General features: G+C 65.0%; 4 protein-coding genes and 1 pseudogene. All 5 read left to right on the top strand.

What is annotated here, in order from left to right; translation table 11 throughout:
- Nucleotides 1-91: 91 nt before the first annotated feature.
- Nucleotides 92-913: pseudogene (locus tag ACH107_RS30530) on the top strand (cysteine desulfurase family protein); the annotation flags it as partial.
- Between the two features lie 22 nt (nucleotides 914-935).
- Nucleotides 936-2,459, top strand: coding sequence for a Fe-S cluster assembly protein SufB (sufB, locus tag ACH107_RS30525; protein ID WP_412509452.1), 1,524 nt, complete (start codon nucleotides 936-938; stop codon nucleotides 2,457-2,459).
- 46 nt (nucleotides 2,460-2,505) lie between these two features.
- Nucleotides 2,506-2,823 carry a heavy metal-binding domain-containing protein gene (locus ACH107_RS30520; RefSeq protein ID WP_412509451.1) on the top strand — a complete coding sequence of 106 codons (318 nt, stop codon included), beginning with the start codon at nucleotides 2,506-2,508 and terminating at the stop codon, nucleotides 2,821-2,823.
- A gap of 17 nt (nucleotides 2,824-2,840) precedes the next feature.
- Complete coding sequence (locus ACH107_RS30515) at nucleotides 2,841-3,428, top strand: hypothetical protein (protein ID WP_412509450.1); 588 nt, start codon at nucleotides 2,841-2,843, stop codon at nucleotides 3,426-3,428.
- Nucleotides 3,429-3,458: 30 nt separating this feature from the next.
- A complete protein-coding gene (gene sufC / locus ACH107_RS30510) occupies nucleotides 3,459-4,214 on the top strand; it encodes a Fe-S cluster assembly ATPase SufC (RefSeq protein ID WP_412509449.1) in 756 nt (251 codons plus the stop codon).
- The last annotated feature ends 83 nt before the right edge of the window (nucleotides 4,215-4,297 follow it).

The following is a 4,297-nucleotide window of genomic DNA, read 5'->3' as shown; positions in this document are numbered from 1 at the left end:
GAAACCGGCGCGCAGTGACGCTGATATTGCATATCACGATCCGCTCCGGGATATGTTAGGGTGTCAGACATTCAGGGGGCGGTAAGTCCGCGCCCAATCATGTGCCGGGCGCGGGCTGCGCGGCGCGGCGGTGGAGCATGACGCGGTGCGCGCGTGGATCGAGGAGGAACTGCCGGTCGACGCGGACGGGCGCGTTTCCGTGGCGGAACCGGCCGGGTCGGTGCTGCAGATGGCCAACTCGGAAACCGGGGTCGTGCAGCAGTTGCCCGACGGGCTGGCGGTGAGCGACATGACGCAGGCTTTCGGCAAGCTGCCGGTGGCGTTCAACTGGTCGGGGGCCGAGATGGCGCTGGTATCGGCGCACAAGCTGGGCGGCCCCAAGGGCGTGGGGGCGCTGGTGGTGCGCCGCGGCACTGACGTGCAGGCGCGGATACGCGGCGGCGGGCAGGAAATGGGCCGCCGGTCGGGCACCGAGAACGTCGTGGGGATCGCCGGGTTCGGGGCCGCGGCGGCGGCGGCGGCGCGCGAGTTGTCGGAAGGACGCTGGGCGGAAGTCGCGAAGATTAGAAAGATTCTAGAAAATATGATTGCAGCCGGGGCCAAAGAGACTATTTTTATCGGGAAAGATGGCGCAAGGCTGCCCAACACCAGCTGTTTCATCGCGCCCGGATGGAAGGGCGAGACGCAGGTGATGGCAATGGATCTGGCGGGGATCGCGATTTCGGCGGGCTCGGCCTGTTCCAGTGGCAAGGTCAAGTCGAGCCACGTGCTGCGGGCCATGGGATTCAGCGAGGTCGAGGCGGCCTGCGCGGTGCGCGCTTCGCTGGGTCCGGACACGACGGAAGAGGATGTCACGCGCTTCGCCGAAATCTGGCTGGAGCGGTATCACAAACAGCGCGCCCGAACGGCGTGATCGGTCAAGGAGGTAAGCCAAGATGGCGGCACTGGATGACAGTCAGGTGAAGGAAGGCGTCGACAAGGAAACGGTCGATGCCGTGCGCGAGGTGGGTGGCGCCTACAAGTACGGCTGGGAGACGGATATCGAGATGGATTATGCCCCCAAGGGGCTGACCGACGATATCGTCAGGCTGATTTCGGAGAAGAACGAAGAGCCGGAATGGATGACCGAGTGGCGCCTGCAGGCCTATGAGCGCTGGCTGCAGATGAAGGAGCCGGACTGGGCGATGCTGGATTACCCGGAGGTCGATTTCCAGGAGCAGTATTACTATGCCCGGCCGAAAAGCATGGCGGAAAAGCCCCAGTCGCTTGACGACGTCGACCCCAAGCTGCTGGAAACCTACGAAAAGCTGGGTATCCCGCTGAAGGAACAGATGGTGCTGGCCGGTGTCGAGGGCGCCGAGGAGGCGCCGGCCGAGGGCCGCAAGGTGGCCGTCGACGCGGTGTTCGACTCCGTGAGCGTCGGGACGACCTTCCAGGAAGAGCTGAAGAAGGCCGGTGTCATCTTCTGCTCGATCTCGGAGGCGATCAAGGAACATCCCGAACTGGTTCGGAAATACCTCGGGTCGGTCGTGCCGGTGAGCGACAATTTCTATGCCACCCTCAACAGCGCGGTGTTTTCGGACGGATCGTTCGTCTACGTGCCGCCGGGCGTGCGCTGCCCGATGGAGCTGTCGACCTATTTCCGCATCAACGCGGAGAATACCGGCCAGTTCGAGCGGACGCTGATCATCGCCGACAAGGGGTCCTTCGTGAGCTATCTCGAAGGGTGCACGGCACCGCAGCGCGACGAGAGCCAGCTGCACGCCGCGGTGGTCGAGATCATCGTGGAGGAGGACGCGGAGGTGAAGTATTCCACCGTGCAGAACTGGTACCCGGGCGACGAAGGTGGCAAGGGTGGCATCTACAACTTCGTGACCAAGCGTGCCGATTGCCGTGGTGACCGGTCCAAGGTGATGTGGACGCAGGTCGAGACGGGCTCGGCGGTGACGTGGAAATACCCCTCCTGCATCCTGCGCGGCAACGAGAGCCAGGGCGAATTCTATTCGATCGCCATCACCAACAACTGGCAGCAGGCCGATACCGGCACCAAGATGGTGCATCTGGGCCGCGATACACGCTCGCGCATCGTGTCCAAGGGGATCAGCGCGGGGCAGGCGCAGAACACCTATCGAGGGTTGGTGTCGATGCATCCGAAGGCCAAGGACAGCCGCAACTACACGCAGTGCGACAGCCTGTTGATCGGCGACAAGTGCGGCGCGCACACCGTGCCTTACATCGAGGTGAAGAACAATTCGTCGCGGGTGGAGCACGAGGCCACGACATCCAAGGTGGACGAGGACCAGATGTTCTATTGCCGCCAGCGCGGCATGGACGAGGAAGAGGCCGTGGCGCTGGTCGTGAACGGGTTCTGCAAGGACGTGCTCCAGGCGCTGCCGATGGAGTTCGCCATGGAGGCGCAGCAACTGGTGGCGATTTCGCTGGAAGGCTCGGTCGGATAACGACCGGGCGCCACCGCGGGCCCCTTGGCCGTGCACGGAGGACGACATGATCATCACGACGACGCAGTCCGTCGACGGGCGCGCCATTGCCGATTACCGCGGGATCGTCGTGGGCGAGGCGATCATGGGGGCGAACGTGTTCCGCGATTTCTTCGCCCAGGTCACCGATGTGGTCGGCGGACGGTCGGGCGCGTACGAAACCAAGCTGCAGGACGCGCGCGACACGGCGCTCAGCGAGCTGGAGGGCCGCGCGGCGGCCCTCGGTGCCGACGCGGTGGTCGGCGTCGACCTCGATTACGAGGTGGTGGGCGAGTCGATGCTGATGGTGTCGGCCAGCGGCACGGCCGTGGTGCTGGCCCCCTGATGCGAGGCACGGCGGAGATGGCGCGACCGGAACTCACCTTTCCGGATACCGAGGCGGCAGCGGTACGGGCGGCCTATAACGCGGCGGGCGTGATCCTTGAATACGGATCGGGCGGGTCGACCGTGATGGCCGCCGAGATGGCCGGCAAGCGTGTCTTCGCGGTGGAAAGTGACCGGGACTGGGCCCTGATGATGCGGGCGTGGTTCGACGCGTCCCCGCCCGCCGCCGGTACCGAGGTGGACGTGATCTGGTCCGATATCGGCCCGACGCGGGAATGGGGCTACCCCACGGGCAACGACAGCTGGACCCGCTACGCGCGGTACCCGCTGGAGGTTTGGGATCTGCCGGAATTCCGGCAGCCCGACGTGGTGCTGGTCGACGGGCGGTTCCGCCCGGGATGCGCGCTGGCGGCGGCGTTTCGCACCGACAGGCCCGTGACGGTGCTGATCGACGACTACAAGCGCCGCAAGCAGTACCACGCGGTGGAGCGGTTCCTTGGCGCGCCGCACCGCCTGCACGGCCGGATGGCCGAGTTTCATGTCACGCCCATGCCGGTACCGGCGGACAGGCTGTTGACGATTATCGAGATGATGACCCGGCCCTGAGCCGTGTCGAACCCAAGGCGAGGAAAGAAAATGCTGGAAATCAAGAATTTGCACGTCGATCTTGAAGACGAGGAAAAGACGATCCTGAAGGGCGTGGATCTGAGCCTCGAAGCAGGCAAGGTTCATGCGATCATGGGGCCGAACGGGTCGGGCAAGTCGACCCTGTCCTACGTCCTGTCGGGGCGCGACGGCTACGAGGTGACCGAGGGCAGCGCCACGCTGGAAGGCGCGGACATTCTCGACATGGAACCCGAGGAACGCGCGGCGGCCGGCCTTTTCCTTGCATTCCAGTACCCGGTGGAAATCCCGGGCGTGGGGAACATGACGTTCATGCGCACCGCGCTCAACGCGCAACGCACGGCGCGCGGGCAGGAAGAGATGAGCGCGGCGGACTTCCTCAAGCTGGTGCGCGAGAAGGCCGCCACGCTCAAGATGAGCAACGACATGCTCAAGCGGCCGGTCAATGTCGGGTTCTCGGGCGGCGAGAAGAAGCGCAACGAGATCCTTCAGATGGCCGTTCTGGAGCCAAAGCTGTGCATCCTCGACGAGACGGATTCCGGCCTTGACGTGGACGCGATGAAACTCGTCTCGGACGGGGTGAACGCGCTGCGCGACGCGGGACGCAGTTTCCTCGTGATCACGCACTACCAGCGTCTGCTGGACCACATCAAACCCGACGTGGTGCATATCATGGTCGATGGCCGCATCGTGAAGTCCGGCGGCCCCGATCTGGCGCTCGAGGTCGAGAAGAACGGGTATGCCGACATCATGGCGGAGGTGGCGTGATGGCCCTGCCGCAGAAGAAACAGGAAGCGACCGAGGCGCGGCTGGCCGCGGCCGAGCGCCCGGCCGGCGCGGCATGGGCGGAC

The organism is Roseovarius halophilus (ex Wu et al. 2025), assembly GCF_047086965.1.
The sequence above is the reverse complement of the archived record's forward strand: the minus strand, read 5'-3'. Positions and strand labels throughout refer to the sequence as shown.

What these genes read in the sequence shown, in the direction of transcription:
- sufB (WP_412509452.1), top strand. Translation starts at nt 936, where the DNA reads ATGGCGGCACTGGATGACAGTCAGGTGAAGGAAGGCGTCGACAAGGAA.
- ACH107_RS30520 (WP_412509451.1), top strand. Translation starts at nt 2,506, where the DNA reads ATGATCATCACGACGACGCAGTCCGTCGACGGGCGCGCCATTGCCGAT.
- ACH107_RS30515 (WP_412509450.1), top strand. Translation starts at nt 2,841, where the DNA reads ATGGCGCGACCGGAACTCACCTTTCCGGATACCGAGGCGGCAGCGGTA.
- sufC (WP_412509449.1), top strand. Translation starts at nt 3,459, where the DNA reads ATGCTGGAAATCAAGAATTTGCACGTCGATCTTGAAGACGAGGAAAAG.